General features: G+C 69.8%; 20 protein-coding genes. 17 read left to right on the forward strand and 3 right to left on the reverse strand.

All coding sequences use genetic code 11. The features are described from left to right. Positions 1–61 precede the first annotated feature (61 nt). The 10 genes from secY (at position 62) to truA (ending at position 7,313) form a co-directional block, all read left to right on the forward strand. Positions 62–1,381 carry a preprotein translocase subunit SecY gene (gene secY, locus ACZ51I_RS23850; RefSeq protein WP_366036424.1) on the forward strand — a complete coding sequence of 440 codons (1,320 nt, stop codon included), beginning with the start codon at positions 62–64 and terminating at the stop codon, positions 1,379–1,381. Continuing rightward, positions 1,381–2,028: an adenylate kinase gene (locus ACZ51I_RS23855; RefSeq protein ID WP_468879221.1), complete on the forward strand. Its 648-nt coding sequence runs from the start codon at positions 1,381–1,383 to the stop codon at positions 2,026–2,028. The genes secY and ACZ51I_RS23855 overlap by 1 nt, the downstream gene beginning before the upstream one ends. Before the next feature lie 98 nt (positions 2,029–2,126). Further along, complete coding sequence (gene map, locus ACZ51I_RS23860) at positions 2,127–2,978, forward strand: type I methionyl aminopeptidase (RefSeq protein WP_190101706.1); 852 nt, start codon at positions 2,127–2,129, stop codon at positions 2,976–2,978. 139 nt (positions 2,979–3,117) lie between these two features. Further along, complete coding sequence (gene infA / locus ACZ51I_RS23865) at positions 3,118–3,339, forward strand: translation initiation factor IF-1 (protein ID WP_003956442.1); 222 nt, start codon at positions 3,118–3,120, stop codon at positions 3,337–3,339. A gap of 61 nt (positions 3,340–3,400) precedes the next feature. Next, positions 3,401–3,514: a 50S ribosomal protein L36 gene (gene rpmJ / locus ACZ51I_RS23870; protein WP_003956441.1), complete on the forward strand. Its 114-nt coding sequence runs from the start codon at positions 3,401–3,403 to the stop codon at positions 3,512–3,514. A 184-nt stretch (positions 3,515–3,698) separates the two neighbouring features. Further along, positions 3,699–4,079 (forward strand): 30S ribosomal protein S13, encoded by a 381-nt coding sequence (gene rpsM / locus ACZ51I_RS23875; RefSeq protein ID WP_015035595.1) that lies wholly within the window; start codon positions 3,699–3,701, stop codon positions 4,077–4,079. Between the two features lie 66 nt (positions 4,080–4,145). Beyond that, complete coding sequence (gene rpsK, locus ACZ51I_RS23880; RefSeq protein WP_003956432.1) at positions 4,146–4,550, forward strand: 30S ribosomal protein S11; 405 nt, start codon at positions 4,146–4,148, stop codon at positions 4,548–4,550. Between the two features lie 149 nt (positions 4,551–4,699). Next, positions 4,700–5,722: a DNA-directed RNA polymerase subunit alpha gene (locus ACZ51I_RS23885; protein WP_003966937.1), complete on the forward strand. Its 1,023-nt coding sequence runs from the start codon at positions 4,700–4,702 to the stop codon at positions 5,720–5,722. Positions 5,723–5,902: 180 nt separating this feature from the next. Then, a complete protein-coding gene (rplQ, locus tag ACZ51I_RS23890; RefSeq protein ID WP_030759335.1) occupies positions 5,903–6,373 on the forward strand; it encodes a 50S ribosomal protein L17 in 471 nt (156 codons plus the stop codon). 82 nt (positions 6,374–6,455) lie between these two features. Beyond that, positions 6,456–7,313, forward strand: a complete 858-nt coding sequence (gene truA, locus ACZ51I_RS23895) for a tRNA pseudouridine(38-40) synthase TruA (RefSeq protein WP_468879224.1) — start codon at positions 6,456–6,458, stop codon at positions 7,311–7,313. Here the strand turns inward: truA and ACZ51I_RS23900 are convergent. After that, positions 7,284–8,264, reverse strand: coding sequence for a hypothetical protein (locus ACZ51I_RS23900; protein ID WP_468879226.1), 981 nt, complete (start codon positions 8,262–8,264; stop codon positions 7,284–7,286). The genes truA and ACZ51I_RS23900 overlap by 30 nt on opposite strands. Positions 8,265–8,320: 56 nt before the next feature. On the opposite strand from ACZ51I_RS23900, the gene ACZ51I_RS23905 reads away from it, so the two are divergent. The 4 genes from ACZ51I_RS23905 to glmM all read left to right on the forward strand — a co-directional run bounded on the left by ACZ51I_RS23905 (position 8,321) and on the right by glmM (position 12,773). Beyond that, positions 8,321–9,943: an ABC-F family ATP-binding cassette domain-containing protein gene (locus tag ACZ51I_RS23905; RefSeq protein WP_468879228.1), complete on the forward strand. Its 1,623-nt coding sequence runs from the start codon at positions 8,321–8,323 to the stop codon at positions 9,941–9,943. Positions 9,944–10,294: 351 nt separating this feature from the next. Beyond that, a complete protein-coding gene (gene rplM, locus ACZ51I_RS23910; protein ID WP_468879231.1) occupies positions 10,295–10,738 on the forward strand; it encodes a 50S ribosomal protein L13 in 444 nt (147 codons plus the stop codon). A 44-nt stretch (positions 10,739–10,782) separates the two neighbouring features. Beyond that, the gene (rpsI, locus tag ACZ51I_RS23915; RefSeq protein WP_015035601.1) at positions 10,783–11,295 is read left to right on the forward strand and encodes a 30S ribosomal protein S9; all 513 of its coding nucleotides are present in this window, start codon (positions 10,783–10,785) and stop codon (positions 11,293–11,295) included. 119 nt (positions 11,296–11,414) lie between these two features. Then, positions 11,415–12,773 carry a phosphoglucosamine mutase gene (gene glmM, locus ACZ51I_RS23920; RefSeq protein WP_468879233.1) on the forward strand — a complete coding sequence of 453 codons (1,359 nt, stop codon included), beginning with the start codon at positions 11,415–11,417 and terminating at the stop codon, positions 12,771–12,773. A gap of 127 nt (positions 12,774–12,900) precedes the next feature. Here glmM and ACZ51I_RS23925 read toward each other — a convergent pair whose 3' ends face one another. Further along, positions 12,901–13,848 carry a DUF389 domain-containing protein gene (locus ACZ51I_RS23925; protein ID WP_468879234.1) on the reverse strand — a complete coding sequence of 316 codons (948 nt, stop codon included), beginning with the start codon at positions 13,846–13,848 and terminating at the stop codon, positions 12,901–12,903. Between the two features lie 18 nt (positions 13,849–13,866). Then, positions 13,867–14,919 carry a type I pantothenate kinase gene (gene coaA / locus ACZ51I_RS23930; RefSeq protein ID WP_468879236.1) on the reverse strand — a complete coding sequence of 351 codons (1,053 nt, stop codon included), beginning with the start codon at positions 14,917–14,919 and terminating at the stop codon, positions 13,867–13,869. Between the two features lie 172 nt (positions 14,920–15,091). Here coaA and ACZ51I_RS23935 point away from each other — a divergent pair, with 172 nt between their 5' ends. The 3 genes from ACZ51I_RS23935 (at position 15,092) to ACZ51I_RS23945 (ending at position 18,210) form a co-directional block, all read left to right on the forward strand. Continuing rightward, a complete protein-coding gene (locus ACZ51I_RS23935; RefSeq protein WP_468879238.1) occupies positions 15,092–15,856 on the forward strand; it encodes a hypothetical protein in 765 nt (254 codons plus the stop codon). Positions 15,857–15,986: 130 nt separating this feature from the next. Continuing rightward, positions 15,987–17,834, forward strand: a complete 1,848-nt coding sequence (gene glmS / locus ACZ51I_RS23940) for a glutamine--fructose-6-phosphate transaminase (isomerizing) (protein WP_468879240.1) — start codon at positions 15,987–15,989, stop codon at positions 17,832–17,834. 7 nt (positions 17,835–17,841) lie between these two features. Further along, a complete protein-coding gene (locus ACZ51I_RS23945; RefSeq protein ID WP_468879243.1) occupies positions 17,842–18,210 on the forward strand; it encodes a holo-ACP synthase in 369 nt (122 codons plus the stop codon). Positions 18,211–18,219 lie beyond the last annotated feature (9 nt).

Raw genomic sequence — 18,219 nt, forward strand, 5'->3', positions numbered from 1 at the left:
CAATCGTCGAACCTCAAGACCGTCACCCTTGACGCATAGCGCGGGGGTCGCAGGAGGCACCGTGCTCACCGCGTTCGCCCGGGCGTTCAAGACGCCCGACCTGCGCAAGAAGCTGCTCTTCACGCTCGCCATCATCGTGCTGTACCGCCTCGGGGCCCACATCCCGGTCCCCGGCGTCAGCTACGAGGCCGTCCAGCAGTGTGTCAAGCAGGCCAGCGAGGGCAACAACAGCCTGTTCGGCCTGGTCAACATGTTCAGTGGCGGGGCGCTGCTGCAGATCACCATCTTCGCGCTCGGCATCATGCCGTACATCACGGCGAGCATCATCCTGCAGCTGCTGACCGTCGTGATCCCCCGCCTCGAAGCCCTCAAGAAGGAGGGTCAGTCCGGTACTGCCAAGATCACGCAGTACACCCGGTACCTGACCGTGGCGCTCGCCATCCTCCAGGGCACCGGCCTCGTCGCGACCGCCAAGAGCGGTGCGCTCTTCAGCGGCTGCATCGTCGCCGACCAGGTCGTGCCCGACCAGTCGATCTTCACCATCGCCACCATGGTCATCACGATGACCGCGGGCACCTGCATCGTCATGTGGCTCGGCGAGCTGATCACGGACCGCGGCATCGGCAACGGCATGTCGATCCTGATGTTCATCTCGATCGCCGCCGGCTTCCCGGGTGCCCTGTGGGCCATCAAGAAGAGCGGCAAGCTCGCCCAGGGCTGGATCGAGTTCGGCGTCGTCATCCTCATCGGCTTCGTGATGGTGGCCCTCGTGGTCTTCGTCGAGCAGGCCCAGCGGCGCATCCCGGTCCAGTACGCGAAGCGCATGATCGGCCGGCGTTCCTACGGCGGAACGTCCACTTACATCCCGTTGAAGGTGAACCAGGCGGGTGTGATTCCTGTCATCTTCGCCTCGTCGCTGCTCTACATCCCGGCCTTGATCGCGCAGTTCTCGAACTCCACCGCCGGGTGGAAGACCTGGATCGAAGCCCACTTCGTCAAGGGTGACCACCCCTACTACATCGCCGCGTACTTCCTTCTGATCGTGTTCTTCGCCTTCTTCTACGTGGCGATCTCGTTCAACCCCGAGGAAGTCGCGGACAACATGAAGAAGTATGGTGGCTTCATCCCGGGTATCCGGGCTGGTCGACCTACTGCCGAGTACCTGAGCTACGTGCTCAACCGGATCACTTGGCCGGGCTCGCTGTATCTGGGTCTGATCGCTCTTGTGCCGACGATGGCGTTGGCAGGCTTCGGTGGCGCCAATGCCAACTTCCCCTTCGGTGGGACGAGCATCCTCATCATCGTGGGTGTGGGGCTGGAGACCGTGAAGCAGATCGAGAGCCAGCTCCAGCAGCGCAATTACGAAGGGTTCCTCCGCTGATGCGAATCGTCCTCGTCGGACCGCCCGGGGCCGGCAAGGGTACGCAGGCCGCGTTCCTTGCCAGGAACCTGGACATCCCGCACATCTCCACGGGTGACCTGTTCCGCGCCAACATCTCTCAGGGCACGGAGCTGGGGCTCAAGGCCAAGGCGTTCATGGACGCCGGCGACCTGGTGCCCGACGAGGTGACCATCGGGATGGCCAAGGACCGGATGGAGCAGCCGGACGCCGCCAACGGCTTCCTGCTCGACGGTTTCCCCCGGAACGTGGCGCAGGCCGAGGCCCTGGACGTCGTCCTGAAGGCCGAGGACATGCAGCTGGACGCGGTCCTGGACCTCGAGGTCCCCGAGGACGAGGTCGTGAAGCGGATCGCGGGCCGCCGCATCTGCCGTAACGACAGCGCTCACGTCTTCCACGTGACGTACACCCCGCCGAAGACCGCGGGCGTCTGCGACGTCTGCGGCGGCGAGCTCTACCAGCGCGACGACGACTCCGAGGACACGGTCCGCCGGCGCCTGGAGGTCTACCACACGCAGACCGAGCCGATCATCGACTACTACCGGGCGCAGAACCTGGTCGTGACGATCTCGGCGCTCGGCAAGGTGGACGAGGTCACCGCGAAGGCGATGGCCGCGCTCAAGAAGTAACCCCTGGTTCGTTCGATACGGCCGCGGTGCCCCTCGGGGGCGCCGCGGCCGTATCGTTGTTCTGTTCCCCCGTACTCGATGGAAAGGCCGCGGCCACGATGGTGCAGATCAAGACCCCGGAGCAGATCGCGAAGATGCGCGAGGCGGGGCTGGTCGTCGCGGCCATCCACGCGGCGACGCGTGAGGCGGCCGTGCCGGGCGCCACGACGAAGGACCTGGACGAGGTCGCGCGGAAGGTCATCGCCGACCACGGGGCGAAGTCGAACTTCCTCGGGTACGGCGGCTTCCCCGCGACGATCTGCACCTCGGTGAACGAGGTCGTCGTCCACGGCATCCCCGACGACAAGACCGTCCTCAAGGACGGCGACATCATCTCCATCGACGCCGGCGCGATCGTGGACGGCTGGCACGGTGACGCGGCCTACACGGCGTTCGTGGGCACCGGGCACGCGCCCGAGCTCGTGGAGCTGTCCCGGGTGACCGAGGAGTCGATGTGGGCCGGGATCGCGGCCATGAAGCTCGGCAACCGTCTGGTGGACATCTCGAAGGCGATCGAGACGTACATCAAGCGGCAGCCGCGGCCGGCGGTCGGCGACCACAGCCTCGGCCGGTACGGGATCATCGAGGACTACGGCGGCCACGGCATCGGCACCGAGATGCACATGGACCCGCACCTCCTGAACTACGTCTCCCGCAAGCGCGGCAAGGGCCCGAAGCTGGTCCCGGGCCTCTGCCTGGCGATCGAGCCGATGGTCTCCCTGGGCACCCCCCAGACGGAGGTCCTGAAGGACGACTGGACGGTCATCACGACGGACGGCACGTGGTCCTCCCACTGGGAGCACTCCATCGCCCTCACGGAGGAGGGCCCCCTGGTCCTCACCGCCGTGGACGGCGGCAAGGCGAAGCTGGCGGAGCTGGGCGTCACGGCGGCCCCGGATCCGCTGGCGTAGGGATCTTCCCGCGTGGGCAGACTTCTGGATTCGTCTTTTCCTGAGGCCTGACGTAGACTGATGCGTCGGCTCTCGTGTACCCGTGTGTCCGCACTCGGGGTCGAGAGTCGATCAAGGTAGCCGATTCGAAAGGCGAAGCGTGGCCAAGAAGCAAGGTGCCATCGAAATCGAGGGCACCGTGATCGAGTCCCTCCCGAACGCCATGTTCAAGGTGGAGCTCCAGAACGGTCACAAGGTCCTCGCGCACATCTCCGGCAAGATGCGGATGCACTACATCCGAATCCTTCCGGACGACCGGGTCGTCGTGGAGCTTTCTCCGTACGACCTGACGCGTGGCCGGATCGTCTACCGGTACAAGTAGATCTTGCCCGCACCCGCCTTCCCCGCGGGTGGTGGCACTGACCCGGAGAACCTCACATCCCATGAAGGTCAAGCCGAGCGTCAAGAAGATCTGCGACAAGTGCAAGGTGATCCGCCGTCACGGCCGGGTCATGGTCATCTGCGACAACCTGCGCCACAAGCAGCGCCAGGGCTGACGCACGCCGACCGACCTGCAATTTCGCAGTTCTTCGCGCGACGCAACACGTACATAGCAGAGCCCGTCGGGCCGTGTTCCACGGTTGACGGCACCTCCGGCGGGGGCCGGGGACCCGACCTGTACCTCATACGGCAGCCGGGAACGGTTCTGCAGCAGACCCCCGAGAACACAGGAGCCATTGAATGGCACGCGTTTCCGGTGTTGACATCCCGCGCGAAAAGCGTGTGGTGGTCGCACTCACCTACGTCTTCGGCATCGGGCGTACCCGGTCCGAGGAGATCCTCGCCGCGACCGGCGTGAACCCGTCCACCCGTGTCCGCGACCTTGCCGAGGAAGACCTCGTCAAGATCCGCGAGTACGTGGACGCCAACCTCCAGACCGAGGGTGACCTCCGCCGCGAGATCGCCGCCGACATCCGCCGCAAGGTCGAGATCGGCTGCTACCAGGGCCTGCGCCACCGTCGTGGCCTGCCCGTCCGCGGCCAGCGCACCAGCACGAACGCTCGTACCCGCAAGGGCCCGCGTCGCGCCATCGCCGGCAAGAAGAAGCCGGGCAAGAAGTAGTCCTCAGCGGACGCTTGACCAAGCGGTCTTCGCTGTAGGACCGACCACCTCCCGTAGGAGTTATAGATGCCCCCCAAGGGTCGTCAGGGTGCCGCCAAGAAGGTGCGCCGCAAGGAAAAGAAGAACGTCGCTCACGGCCACGCGCACATCAAGAGCACGTTCAACAACACGATCGTCTCGATCACGGACCCCTCGGGCAACGTGATCTCCTGGGCCTCCGCCGGCCACGTCGGCTTCAAGGGCTCGCGCAAGTCCACCCCGTTCGCCGCGCAGATGGCCGCCGAGTCGGCCGCTCGCCGCGCGCAGGAGCACGGCATGCGCAAGGTCGACGTCTTCGTCAAGGGTCCGGGCTCCGGCCGCGAGACCGCGATCCGCTCCCTCCAGGCCACCGGCCTCGAGGTGGGTTCGATCCAGGACGTCACCCCCACGCCGCACAACGGCTGCCGTCCCCCCAAGCGCCGCCGCGTCTGACGCACGGCTGCTTGACCAGGGATTCTCGGGCGGTGCGTCCCCTTCGGGGGCGTGCCGCCCGTACCCTTGTAGCTGGTACACCACCGGGTTCCGCCCGGTGGCCGTCGGGCGTCAAATAGTGGGCGTCCACGACTGAAGGAATCACAGACATGCTGATCGCTCAGCGTCCGTCGCTGACCGAAGAGGTCGTCGACGAGTTCCGCTCCCGGTTCGTCATCGAGCCGCTGGAGCCGGGCTTCGGCTACACCCTCGGCAACTCCCTCCGCCGTACCCTCCTCTCCTCGATCCCGGGTGCCGCTGTCACCAGCATCCGCATCGACGGTGTCCTGCACGAGTTCACCACCGTGCCGGGCGTCAAGGAGGACGTCACCGACCTCATCCTCAACATCAAGCAGCTGGTCGTCTCCTCGGAGCACGACGAGCCGGTCGTGATGTACCTGCGCAAGCAGGGCCCGGGTCTGGTCACCGCCGCCGACATCGCGCCCCCGGCCGGTGTCGAGGTCCACAACCCCGACCTCGTCCTCGCCACGCTCAACGGCAAGGGCAAGCTGGAGATGGAGCTGACCGTCGAGCGCGGTCGCGGCTACGTCTCCGCCGTCCAGAACAAGCAGGTGGGCCAGGAGATCGGCCGTATCCCGGTCGACTCCATCTACTCGCCGGTTCTGAAGGTCACGTACAAGGTCGAGGCCACGCGTGTCGAGCAGCGCACCGACTTCGACAAGCTGATCGTCGACGTCGAGACCAAGCAGGCCATGCGCCCGCGTGACGCCATGGCGTCCGCCGGCAAGACCCTGGTCGAGCTGTTCGGTCTCGCCCGTGAGCTCAACATCGACGCCGAGGGCATCGACATGGGCCCGTCCCCCACGGACGCCGCCCTCGCCGCCGACCTCGCGCTGCCGATCGAGGAGCTCGAGCTCACCGTTCGCTCGTACAACTGCCTCAAGCGTGAGGGCATCCACTCCGTGGGTGAGCTCGTCGCCCGCTCCGAGGCCGACCTGCTCGACATCCGCAACTTCGGTGCGAAGTCGATCGACGAGGTCAAGGCGAAGCTGGCCGGTATGGGCCTCGCGCTCAAGGACAGCCCGCCCGGATTCGACCCGACCGCCGCCGCTGACGCCTTCGGCGCCGACGACGACGCGGACGCCGGTTTCGTCGAGACCGAGCAGTACTAAGAGCTCGGGCCTGAGGGTCCGTACTCGGGTGCGGGAGCGCTGTGCCTTGTCGCGCAGTTCCCCGCACCTCTCCGGGAGCGCCCCTTCGGGGCTGCTCCCGGATCTCCGACGGGTATCCGCCCGCTCGGACACTGACATCGGTACCTCATACGGCCGGTGCAGATCACAAGGAGAAACACCATGCCGCGTCCCGCGAAGGGTGCCCGCCTCGGCGGTTCCGCCGCGCACGAGAAGCTGCTCCTCGCCAACCTGGCGAAGTCGCTCTTCGAGCACGGCCGCATCACCACGACCGAGGCCAAGGCCCGTCGCCTGCGTCCGGTCGCCGAGCGCCTGATCACCAAGGCGAAGAAGGGCGACATCCACAACCGTCGCCTGGTGCTGCAGACGATCACCGACAAGGGCATCGTCCACACCCTCTTCACCGAGATCGCCCCGCGTTACTCGGAGCGTCCGGGTGGCTACACCCGTATCACCAAGATCGGCAACCGTCGTGGCGACAACGCCCCGATGGCCGTGATCGAGCTGGTCGAGGGCGAGATCGCCAAGAAGGCGACCGTCGCCGAGGCCGAGGCCGCCACCAAGCGCGCCGTCAAGGAGGCCGACGAGGCCCCCGCCGCCGAGGCGACCGAGGACGAGGCGAAGGACGCGTAAGCGTTCTGTCCACGTTTCTCGTGAGCGGGCCCGTACCCCCTGGGGTGCGGGCCCGCTCACGTGTGTTTGAGAGGATCTCCGCGTGAGCGATGACGTGCAGGACGGTTTCGTACGGGTTCGGCTGGACCTTTCGTACGACGGCAAGGACTTCTCCGGGTGGGCCAAGCAGGCCCAGGGGCAGCGGACCGTACAGGGAGAGATCGAGGACGCCCTGCGGACCGTGACCCGGTCCAAGGAGACGTACGAGCTGACCGTCGCCGGCCGGACCGACGCCGGGGTGCACGCGCGCGGCCAGGTCGCCCATGTCGACCTGCCCGTGGAGCTGTGGGCCGAGCACCGGGACAAGCTGCTCCGGCGGCTCGCCGGGCGGCTCTCCCACGATGTGCGGGTGTGGCGCGTGGAAGAGGCCCCCGCGGGCTTCAACGCGCGGTTCTCCGCCGTCTGGCGCCGCTACGCCTACCGCGTCACCGACAACCCCGGCGGCGTCGACCCGCTGCTGCGCGGGCACGTGCTCTGGCACGACTGGGCCCTCGACATGGACGCCATGAACGAGGCCGCCACCGCGCTCGTCGGCGAGCACGACTTCGCCGCGTACTGCAAGAAGCGCGAGGGGGCCACCACCATCCGCACCCTCCAGGTGCTGCGCTGGGAACGGCGCGAGGACGGGATCCTCGAGGCGACCGTGAAGGCGGACGCCTTCTGCCACAACATGGTCCGCTCGCTCGTCGGCGCCCTGCTCTTCGTCGGCGACGGCCACCGGCCGGTCGACTGGCCCGGCAAGGTGCTCGCCGCCGGCGTCCGGGACTCGGCCGTCCACGTCGTGCGGCCGCACGGCCTCACCCTCGAAGAGGTCGGCTACCCGGAGGACGCGCTGCTCGCCGCCCGCAGCAAGGAGGCCCGCAACAAGCGGTCACTCCCCGGAGGCGGCGGCTGCTGCTGACGCCTGGGCACGGCCCCGGGCGTAGATCTGGTTGAAGGCGAAGGTGCCGAGGTCGTCGCTGGCCTGGAAGACGGGCTTGTCGGCCGTGGTGACCTTCCTGCCGCTGGTGAAGCCGCCCTGGGTGAAGTACGCGTACCGGCCGATCGCGTTCGAGCGGCGCAGGCAGACCGTCGCGTGGCAGAAATCACCCACGCCCGCGCCCGTCAGGGGCGCGATGCCGCCGGTGGCCTGGTCCTTCGCCTTCTGGGCCGCCGCCTCGGAAGGGAAGACGGCCACGCCGACGGTGATCGCCACGCCGTCCCGCACGTAGGTGGCGCGGAGCACGCGTTGGCAGCCGTTGCGCTTCAGGACCGGGCCGAGGCCGCCCTGGGTGACGGCCGCGCAGTTGACGGTGGCGGAGGTCGCGCCCTTCTTGTACGCGCGGCCGTTCATGCTCAGCTTCTTGCCCGGGAAGAGGCCCTCGGCGCTGAGCGGCGCCTTGTCCTTCTTCGGGTCCGAGATGTAGTCCTTCGGGTTCGGCGGGGGCGGCGGCGCCACCGACGAGAAGGTCGGCTCGGGCGTCGGCGTGCCGGTGGGGGAGACCGTGCCGGTGGGGACCGGGCTGTTCTTGGCCTCGTCGTTCTTCTTGTTGGTGCTCACGACGGCGGTCGCGACGATCGCTCCCACGGCCACCGTCGCCAGGGCCCCGCCGGCGATCAGCAGCAGCCGCTTGCGGCGGCCCCGCGAGGCCGAGGCCTCGGCCAGGGCGCCCCAGTCGGGCGTGTCACCGCCGCCCTGCGCGCCCGGGAACGGGTCGGGCGGCGCCGGCAGCTGCGGCTGCGGGTACCCGTAGCCGTGCTGCTGCCCCTGCGCCTGCTGCTGTCCGTACCCGGGCTGCTGTCCGTACCCCTGCTGCCCCTGCTGCCCGCCCTGCTGCGGCTCCTGCGGCCACTGCGGTCCCCCAAAGCTCATGCCGCGCATCCTAAACCGGTTGGGCCGGGCCGACGCGGGCGGCGACAATGCATCCCATGGGACATGTCGAGGCCGCGCATCTGGAGTACTACCTTCCGGACGGGAGGGTCCTGCTCGGGGACGCCTCCTTCCGGGTGGGGGAGGGCGCCGTCGTCGCCCTCGTCGGGGCCAACGGCGCCGGCAAGACCACGCTGCTCCGGATGATCGCCGGGGAGCTCCAGCCGCACGGCGGCACGGTCACCGTCAGCGGCGGCCTCGGCGTGATGCCGCAGTTCGTCGGCTCCGTACGGGACGAGTCCACCGTCCGCGACCTGCTGGTATCGGTGGCCCAGCCCCGGATCCGGGAGGCCGCGAAGGCGGTCGACGAGGCCGAGCACCTGATCATGACGGTCGACGACGAGGCCGCGCAGATGAAGTACGCGCAGGCCCTCAGCGACTGGGCCGAGGTGCAGGGGTACGAGGCGGAGACCCTCTGGGACATCTGCACGATGGCCGCGCTGGGCGTCCCGTACGAGAAGGCGCAGTTCCGCGAGGTCCGGACGCTCTCCGGCGGCGAGCAGAAGCGACTGGTCCTGGAGTCGCTGCTGCGCGGCCCCGACGAGGTGCTGCTCCTCGACGAGCCGGACAACTACCTCGACGTGCCCGGCAAGCGGTGGCTGGAGGAGCGGCTGCGGGAGACCCGCAAGACCGTGCTCTTCATCTCCCACGACCGGGAGCTGCTCTCCCGGGGCGCCCAGAAGATCATCGCGGTCGAGCCCGGCCCGGCCGGCTCCGACGTCTGGGTGCACGGCGGCGGCTTCGACACCTTCCACGAGGCGCGGCGGGAGCGGTTCGCCCGCTTCGAGGAGCTGAAGCGGCGCTGGGACGAGAAGCACGCGCAGCTGAAGAAGCTGGTGGTCAACCTGCGGCAGGCGGCCGCGGTCAGCCACGAGATGGCCTCCCGGTACGCCGCCGCGCAGACCCGGCTGAAGAAGTTCGAGGAGGCGGGGCCGCCGCCGGAGCCGCCGCGCGAGCAGGACATCCGGATGCGGCTGCGCGGAGGGCGGACCGGAGTGCGGGCCGTGACCTGCGAGAACCTCGAGCTGACCGGGCTGATGAAGCCGTTCTCGCTGGAGATCTTCTACGGGGAGCGGGTCGCCGTCCTCGGCTCGAACGGGTCCGGGAAGTCGCACTTCCTGCGCCTGCTCGCGGGGGACCCGTCCGTCGCCCACACGGGTGCGTGGAAGCTGGGCGCGCGGGTCGTGCCGGGGCACTTCGCGCAGACCCACGCGCACCCGGAGCTGGCCGGGCGGCCGCTCGTCGACATCCTGTGGACCGAGCACGCCAAGGACCGGGGCGGGGCGATGTCGGTGCTGCGGCGGTACGAGCTGGAGCGGCAGGGGGACCAGCCGTTCGACAAGCTGTCGGGCGGGCAGCAGGCGCGGTTCCAGATCCTGCTCCTCGAGCTGGCGGGGACGACGGCGCTGCTCCTCGACGAGCCGACGGACAACCTGGACCTGGAGTCCGCGGAGGCGCTGCAGGAGGGGCTCGAGTCGTACGACGGAACGGTGCTGGCCGTCACGCACGACCGGTGGTTCGCGAAGTCGTTCGACCGGTTCCTGGTCTTCGGGTCGGACGGGGTCGTACGGGAGACCAGCGAGCCGGTGTGGGACGAGCGGCGGGTCGAGCGGGCGCGGTGACGCCGGCCACGACCGGCGGACGGAGTCCGGCGCAGCCGGGCGAAGCCGGAGCGGCCCCCCGCGGCCGGGCCGTGCGAGGGCGGCGCGGGGGATCGGCCGAGCGACGGGTCGAGCGGGCGCGTGACCAGGCGTCTCACGGCGTTTTGACCCGCCGGGGGCGGCGCGGGTACTGTTGCGGTTTGTTATGCGTATCGGCTTCGTCGTTCTCACGCGAAGGGCCCTTACGCAGGTTCCCTGGAGCAGTTACCAGTGGCTCGCATACGGGCGGTGTTCCCGGCAGTGCAGGCCCCAGCTGCATGATCGCTTCAGGTGTGTCTGGACTCCATCCACTGAAGAAGCGAAGGCTACGAAGTGCGTACGTACAGCCCCAAGCCCGGCGATGTCACTCGCCAGTGGCACATCATCGACGCGCAGGACATCGTCCTGGGCCGTCTGGCGACCACGGCTGCGAACCTCCTGCGAGGCAAGCACAAGCCGATCTACGCCCCCCACATGGACATGGGCGACTTCGTCATCATCGTCAATGCCGACAAGGTGCACCTGTCCGGCAACAAGAAGACCCAGAAGATGGCCTACCGCCACTCCGGCTTCCCGGGTGGTCTGCGCTCCGTCCGTTACGACGAGCTGCTCGAGAAGAACCCCGAGAAGGCTGTCGAGAAGGCCATCAAGGGCATGATCCCCAAGAACACCCTGGGCCGTCAGATGCTCTCGAAGCTGAAGGTCTACGCGGGCCCGAACCACCCGCACGCTGCCCAGCAGCCTGTTCCGTTCGAGATCACCCAGGTCGCGCAGTAGTTCCGGCCACACCCCCTAAGAACGAAAGAAATCTGAGGAGAATCGTGGCCGAGACCACCCCCGAGACCCCCGTCGACGAGTTCGAGGGCGTTGAGGAATACACCACCGAGACCGAGCTCGTCGAGGGTGAGTACACCTCCGAGTCGCTCGCGTCCCGCTTCGGCGACCCGCAGCCGGCCGCCGGCCTGGGCCGTCGCAAGAACGCCATCGCCCGCGTCCGGATCGTCCCGGGCACCGGCAAGTGGAAGATCAACGGTCGCACCCTTGAGGACTACTTCCCCAACAAGGTGCACCAGCAGGAAGTCAACGAGCCCTTCAAGGTGCTCGAGCTCGACAACCGCTACGACGTCATCGCCCGCATCGCGGGTGGCGGTGTCTCCGGCCAGGCCGGTGCCCTGCGCCTCGGCGTGGCCCGTGCGCTGAACGAGGCGGACGTCGAGAACAACCGCCCGGCGCTGAAGAAGGCCGGCTTCCTCTCCCGTGACGACCGCGCGGTCGAGCGGAAGAAGGCCGGTCTCAAGAAGGCCCGTAAGGCTCCGCAGTACAGCAAGCGTTAATCGCCTGCTCGGTCTGCTTTCGTACGCCCCGGCGGCACTGCCCGTGCCGTCGGGGCGTACGTTTTTTCATAACCTCTTTCTCTATTCATGCTTGGGCACGTATTTCTCGGAGGACAGCTGTGGGACGACTCTTCGGCACGGACGGCGTGCGCGGTGTGGCCAACGCAGACCTGACGGCGGAGCTCGCGCTCGGTCTCTCGGTCGCGGCGGCGCACGTGCTCGCCGAGGCGGGCACCTTCGAGGGCCACCGGCCGACCGCGGTGGTCGGGCGTGACCCCCGCGCCTCCGGAGAGTTCCTCGAAGCGGCCGTCGTGGCCGGTCTCGCCAGCGCCGGCGTCGACGTGCTGCGCGTGGGCGTCCTGCCCACCCCGGCCGTCGCCCACCTCACCGGCGTCCTCGGCGCCGACCTCGGCGTGATGCTCTCCGCCAGCCACAACGCCATGCCCGACAACGGCATCAAGTTCTTCGCCCGCGGCGGCCACAAGCTCGCCGACGAGCTGGAGGACAGGATCGAGGCCGTGTACGAGGAGCACCGCACCGGCGCGCCCTGGCAGCGCCCGACCGGTGCCGGCGTCGGCCGTGTCCGCGACTACAACGAGGGCTTCGACACGTACGTGGCCCACCTCATCGCCGTCCTCCCCAACCGGCTCGACGGCCTCAAGATCGTCCTCGACGAGGCCCACGGCGCCGCCGCCCGCGTCTCGCCCGAGGCCTTCGCGCGCGCCGGGGCCGAGGTCGTCACCATCGGCGCCGAGCCGGACGGCCTCAACATCAACGACGGCTGCGGCTCCACCCACCTGGGACCGCTCCGCGCCGCCGTCGTCGAGCACGGGGCCGACCTGGGCATCGCCCACGACGGTGACGCCGACCGCTGCCTCGCGGTCGACGCCGCCGGCAACGAGGTCGACGGCGACCAGATCCTCGCCGTGCTCGCCCTCGCCATGCGCGAGGCAGGCACCCTGCGCGGCGACACCGTCGTCGCGACCGTCATGTCCAACCTGGGCTTCAAGCTCGCCATGGAGCGCGAGGGCCTCAACCTCGTCCAGACCGCGGTCGGCGACCGCTACGTCCTGGAGGCCATGAAGGAGCACGGCTTCGCGCTCGGCGGCGAGCAGTCGGGTCACGTCATCGTGCTCGACCACGCCACCACCGGTGACGGCACCCTCACCGGTCTGATGCTGGCCGCCCGGGTCGCCGCCACCGGCAAGTCACTCGCGGACCTCGCCGGCGTCATGGAGCGGCTGCCGCAGATCCTCATCAACGTCAAGGACGTCGACAAGTCCCGGGTCACCACCTCCGGCGAGCTCGCCGCGGCCGTCACCGAGGCCGAGCGCGAGCTCGGCTCCACCGGCCGCGTCCTGCTGCGCTCCTCCGGCACCGAGCCGCTGGTCCGCGTCATGGTCGAGGCCGCCGACATCGAGCAGGCGCGCGCGGTCGCGCAGCGCCTGGCGGACGTCGTGAAGTCCGCGCTGGGCTAGCCTTTCTGAGGCACCGTCATGCAGAGGTGAGGGCCCCCGCCGTTCTGGCGGGGGCCCTTGCCGTCTCCATGCGGCCCTCACCGTCTGCATGGGGCCTTCTCCGTCTCCGGGGGCCTTCTCCGGCTCCTCAGGTCTTCGGCTCGCGGCGCCAGCGGCCGCGCTGGGTGCGCCACAGCAGCTTCTGCGCGTACAGGGTGAGCACCCCGGCCAGCATGATGCCGCCGAGGTTGAGCAGCAGCTGCTGGACCGAGCCCCACATCTGGCCCACCTCGCCGTAGCTGAGGGCCACCGCCGCGTTCGCGCCCGCCGGGACCGTCGTCACCGAGATGGCCACGCCCACCAGCGCCCCGGACTTGGCGGAGGTCAGGGAGAGCATTCCGGCCACGCCCGCGAGCAGCGCCACCACGAACGAGAACGGGTCCGGCTGCCAGATGAAGCTGGTGTTGGGCCGGCCCGCGTCCAGCTGCGTCCGGCTGAACAGGTCGAGCGCGTCCATCCCCAGGCTGAACACCGTCGTCGCCGCGATCGCCGCCGCGAAGCCGACGAGCAGCGCGATCAGCGAGCGCGCCGCCAGCCTCGGGGCACGCCGCACGATCGCCGTACAGACACCGGCCAGCGGGCCGAACTCCGGGCCGACCGCCATGGCGCCCACGATCAGGATCGCGTTGTCCAGGACGACACCGCAGGCCGCGATCATCGTCGCCAGGATCATGAACGCGCTGTACGTGATCGAGAGCGTCGACTCCTCGTGCGTCGCCCCCGCGAGCTGCTCCCAGATCACCGCGTCGGCGGGCTCGCCCGGAGCCTCCTCCTCGGCCGCGTCCGCGCGGGTGGAGAGGGAGAGGTCGATGTTCTCGACGGCGATCGAGCCGTCCTGGTCGATCCTCAGCCCGCGCAGCTCGCGCAGCAGTTCGTCCCCCGCCTCGCGGGCCACGTCGCACAGCACCAGGTCGCCCGAGGGGTCGCGGGCCGCGCCGGGCAGCACCACCAGATGGGTGGTGCCGACCGTCGACTCGATCAGCTGGACCGCGGTGGAGGTGCGGTCGGGCGGGACGATCAACCGGAGATGCAGCATGGGGAGAGCGTACGGAGGTCAGAGCTTCCGCAGGCTCAGTCGCTGCACCTTGTGGTCGGAGCCCTTGCGGACGACGAGGGTCGCCCGGCCGCGGGTCGGGGCCACGTTCTCCAGGAGGTTCACCTTGTTGATGGTCCGCCACATCGTGCGGGCGTAGTCGAGGGCCTCCTCCTCGGAGACCTGCGTGTAGCGCTGGAAGTACGAGGACGGGTTCTGGAACGCGGTGTCGCGCAGCTTCCGGAAGCGGTTCAGGTACCAGCGCTCGATGTCCTCCGGCCGGGCGTCCACGTACACCGAGAAGTCGAAGTAGTCGGCGAGACCGACGCGGGTGCGGCCGTCCTTGCCGGGCAGGGCCGGCTGGAGGACGTTCAGCCCCTCCACGATGAGGATGTCCGGGCGGCGGACGACGAGCCGCTCGCCGGGCACCCGGTCGTAGATCAGGTGCGAGTAGACCGGGGCCGTGACCTCCTGCCTGCCCGCCTTGATGTCCGCGACGAAGCGGGTCAGCGCCCGGCGGTCGTACGACTCGGGGAAGCCCTTGCGGGACATCAGGCCGCGGGCCTTCAGCTCCTCCATCGGGTAGAGGAAGGCGTCCGTGGTCACCAGCTCCACGCGCGGGTGCTCCGGCCAGCGGGCGAGCAGCGCCTGCAGGAGCCGTGAGACCGTCGACTTGCCGACGGCCACCGAACCGGCGACCCCTATGACGAAGGGGGTGCCGCGCTGCTCGGCGTTCTCGCCGAGGAAGGTGTTCAGCGCGCCGCGGAGGCCGCTGGTGGCCTGGACGTACAGGTTGAGCAGTCGGGAGAGCGGGAGGTAGATGTCCCGCACCTCGTCGAGGTCGATGACGTCCCCGAGGCCGCGGAGCCGCTCGACCTCGTCGGCGGTCAGCGGGAGCGGCGTCTTGTCGCGCAGGGCGCTCCACTCGGCCCGGGTGAGGTCGACGTAGGGGGTCGCCTCGGACGGCCGGCGGTGCCCGGTCCCGTTCCGGGGGGCCCCGTGTCCGGCGCCCGCGGCGGGCCCGGCGCCGTTGCCGGGGTCTCCGTCGGGGCTTCGTGGCGGCGAAGTGATCACCCCGCCATTGTCGGGGGTCGGCGGCCTCCGTGGGCCGTGGGGTCGGTCACGCCGCAAAAGCCGTTGTCCGACCCCTGTCCTAGGGTGATCATGCTGATGCCGCGTGGGCTCCTTTTCTTACGCGGGGGGAGCCGTCGCGAGGCGGCACGATGAGAACAGAGAGCTGTCACCGATGCGTAGGTCCATCAGAAGCACCGCCGTCGCCACCACCGCCGTCTCCCTCGCGCTGCTCGTCACCGCTTGCGGCGGCGGCGGGAAGAGCGACGACCAGGGCAAGGCCGAGGAGACCGCGCCCAGCGCCTCCGCCACGAGCAGCGCGCCCCCCGCCGAGGCGCTGTCCGCCGCGGAGCTGGAGAAGCTGATCGTCGAGCAGGCCGACCTGCCGGGCTACCAGGTGAAGAAGCCGACGGGCGCGGACGTCGTCCCGCCCTCCGCGGTCTCCGCGGACAAGCCCGCATGCAAGCCGTTCGCGGACGCCATGTCGTACGTCGCCACCGGGAACCCTGCCGTGTCCGCGCAGCGCAGGGCCATCGAGGTGCCGAAGACCGACGGTGCGTCGGCGTCGCCCAAGGACGTGCTCGGGGCGCTGGGCGCGCCGGTGACGGGCGTGACCCTCGGCTCGTACGACGGGCGGGGCGCCCAGGAGGCGTTCGCCTCGTTGAAGAAGGCCGGCACCGAGTGCGCGGGTGGCTTCACGTTGATCGGCGGCGGCGAGAAGACGAAGATCATGAGGGTGGCGCCGGAGCCCGTGTCCGCCGGTGACGAGGCGCTCGCCTGGACGGTGACCACCGACGTGGACGGCGACCCGTTCGTCACCAAGCTGGTCGCCTTCCGCAAGGGCGGCACGCTGGCCTCCTTCTCCACCCTCAGCTTCGCCGGTCCGGTCACGTCGCTGCCGACGGCGATCATCGAGGCGCAGGACATGAAGCTCGGCTGACGGCAGGTACGGGCCGGGGCGGCGGGTGCTCCGGCGCGGGGCGCGGGCCGGGCGGCGGGTGCTCCGACGCGCGCCCGCCGAACCCCGCCGACTCCGGCCCTCCGGGCGTCATCCGCCCTAGGCTGCCCCCATGTGCGGAATCGTGGGATACGTCGGCGGGCAGTCGGCGCTTGATGTGGTGGTCGCGGGCCTCAAGCGGCTCGAATACCGGGGCTACGACTCGGCCGGTGTCGCGGTGCTCTCCGACGGGGGGATCGCCGCGGCCAAGAAGGCGGGCAAGCTCGTCAATCTGGAGAAGGAACTCGTCGAACGGCCGCTGGCCGGCGGCTCCGTCGGCATCGGGCACACCCGCTGGGCCACCCACGGCGGCCCCACGGACGCCAACGCGCACCCCCACCTGGACAACGCCGGCCGGGTCGCCGTCGTCCACAACGGCATCATCGAGAACTTCGCCGCCCTGCGGGACGAGCTCGCCGAGCGCGGCCACACGCTGCTCTCCGAGACCGACACCGAGGTCGTGGCCCACCTCCTCGCCGAGGAGTTCTCCTCCGCCGGGGACCTCGCGGAGGCCATGCGGCTCGTATGCCGCCGGCTCGACGGGGCGTTCACCCTGGTCGCCGTGCACGCCGACCAGCCGGACGTCGTCGTCGGCGCCCGCCGGAACTCGCCGCTCGTCGTCGGCGTCGGCGAGGGCGAGAACTTCCTCGCATCCGACGTGTCCGCGTTCATCGCGCACACCCGCTCCGCGATCGAGCTCGGCCAGGACCAGGTCGTCGAGCTGACCAGGGACGGGGTCACCGTCACCGACTTCGACGGGGTGGCCGCCGACGTCCGGGCCTACCACGTCGACTGGGACGCCTCCGCCGCGGAGAAGGGCGGCTACGCCTCCTTCATGCTCAAGGAGATCGCCGAGCAGCCCAAGGCGGTCGCCGACACCCTCCTCGGGCGGATCGACGGGGCCGGCCGGCTCACCCTCGACGAGGTGCGCATCCCCGACGCCGTGCTCCGCGAGGCCGACAAGGTCGTCATCATCGCGTGCGGCACGGCCTTCCACGCCGGGCTCATCGCCAAGTACGCCATCGAGCACTGGACCCGGATCCCGTGCGAGGTCGAGCTCGCCAGCGAGTTCCGCTACCGCGACCCCATCCTCAACCAGCGCACCCTGGTCATCGCCATCTCCCAGTCCGGCGAGACCATGGACACCCTCATGGCGCTCCGGCACGCCCGGGAGCAGGGCGCGAAGGTCCTCGCCGTCTGCAACACGAACGGCTCGACCATCCCGCGGGAGTCCGACGCCGTGCTGTACACGCACGCCGGGCCCGAGGTCGCGGTCGCCTCGACCAAGGCCTTCCTGACGCAGCTCGTCGCCTGCTACCTGCTCGCCCTCTACCTCGGGCAGGTGCGCGGCACCAAGTGGGGCGACGAGATCCACGCCGTCGTCCGCGAGCTCGCCCGGATCGGCGACGAGGTCGAGCGGGTGCTGGAGACGATGGAACCGGTACGGGCTCTCGCCAGGTCGCTGGCCGACAAGGACACCGTGCTGTTCCTGGGGCGCCACGTCGGCTATCCGGTGGCCCTGGAGGGGGCGCTGAAGCTGAAGGAGCTGGCGTACATGCACGCCGAGGGCTTCGCGGCCGGCGAGCTCAAGCACGGGCCGATCGCGCTCGTCGAGGAGGGCCTGCCGGTCGTCGTCGTGGTGCCCTCGCCGCGCGGGCGGTCCGTCCTCCACGGCAAGATCGTCTCCAATATCCAGGAGATCCGGGCCCGGGGGGCGCTGACCATCGTCATCGCGGAGGAGGGCGACGAGGCCGTCGTCCCGTACGCCGACCACCTCGTCCGCATCCCCGCCACGCCTACGCTGCTCCAGCCGCTGGTCTCCACGGTGCCGCTCCAGGTCTTCGCCTGCGAGCTCGCCACCGCGCGGGGCAACGAGGTCGACCAGCCGCGGAACCTGGCCAAATCCGTGACCGTGGAGTGAGTGGGAAATGATCATTGGGGTGGGGATCGACGTGGCGGAGATCGACCGCTTCGCCGCGTCGATCGAGCGGACACCGGGGCTGCTCCAACGCCTCTTCGTCGAGCGCGAGGTGCTCCTGCCGAGCGGCGAGCGACGCGGGCCCGCCTCGCTCGCCGTGCGGTTCGCCGCCAAGGAGGCGCTCGCGAAGGCGCTCGGCGCGCCGGGCGGGCTGCACTGGACGGACGCCGAGGTGTACGTCGAGGGCACCGGCCAGCCGCGCCTGCGGGTGCGGGGGACGGTGGCGGCGCGAGCGGCGGAGCTGGGCGTGAAGCACTGGCACGTGTCGCTGAGCCATGACGCGGGGGTGGCGTCGGCGGTGGTGATCGCGGAGGGGTGAGGCACCGGT

The organism is Streptomyces sp. NPDC034084 (genome assembly GCF_055575535.1).

Bases quoted from the DNA above. Each gene is read 5' to 3' on its own strand.
- ACZ51I_RS23905 (WP_468879228.1), top strand. From the start codon at position 8,321: ATGGGACATGTCGAGGCCGCGCATCTGGAGTACTACCTTCCGGACGGG.
- rplQ (WP_030759335.1), top strand. From the start codon at position 5,903: ATGCCGCGTCCCGCGAAGGGTGCCCGCCTCGGCGGTTCCGCCGCGCAC.
- ACZ51I_RS23855 (WP_468879221.1), top strand. From the start codon at position 1,381: ATGCGAATCGTCCTCGTCGGACCGCCCGGGGCCGGCAAGGGTACGCAG.
- ACZ51I_RS23885 (WP_003966937.1), top strand. From the start codon at position 4,700: ATGCTGATCGCTCAGCGTCCGTCGCTGACCGAAGAGGTCGTCGACGAG.
- ACZ51I_RS23935 (WP_468879238.1), top strand. From the start codon at position 15,092: ATGCGTAGGTCCATCAGAAGCACCGCCGTCGCCACCACCGCCGTCTCC.
- ACZ51I_RS23900 (WP_468879226.1), bottom strand. From the start codon at position 8,264: ATGAGCTTTGGGGGACCGCAGTGGCCGCAGGAGCCGCAGCAGGGCGGG.
- map (WP_190101706.1), top strand. From the start codon at position 2,127: ATGGTGCAGATCAAGACCCCGGAGCAGATCGCGAAGATGCGCGAGGCG.
- glmS (WP_468879240.1), top strand. From the start codon at position 15,987: ATGTGCGGAATCGTGGGATACGTCGGCGGGCAGTCGGCGCTTGATGTG.
- rpmJ (WP_003956441.1), top strand. From the start codon at position 3,401: ATGAAGGTCAAGCCGAGCGTCAAGAAGATCTGCGACAAGTGCAAGGTG.
- rpsK (WP_003956432.1), top strand. From the start codon at position 4,146: ATGCCCCCCAAGGGTCGTCAGGGTGCCGCCAAGAAGGTGCGCCGCAAG.
- ACZ51I_RS23925 (WP_468879234.1), bottom strand. From the start codon at position 13,848: ATGCTGCATCTCCGGTTGATCGTCCCGCCCGACCGCACCTCCACCGCG.
- rpsM (WP_015035595.1), top strand. From the start codon at position 3,699: ATGGCACGCGTTTCCGGTGTTGACATCCCGCGCGAAAAGCGTGTGGTG.
- ACZ51I_RS23945 (WP_468879243.1), top strand. From the start codon at position 17,842: ATGATCATTGGGGTGGGGATCGACGTGGCGGAGATCGACCGCTTCGCC.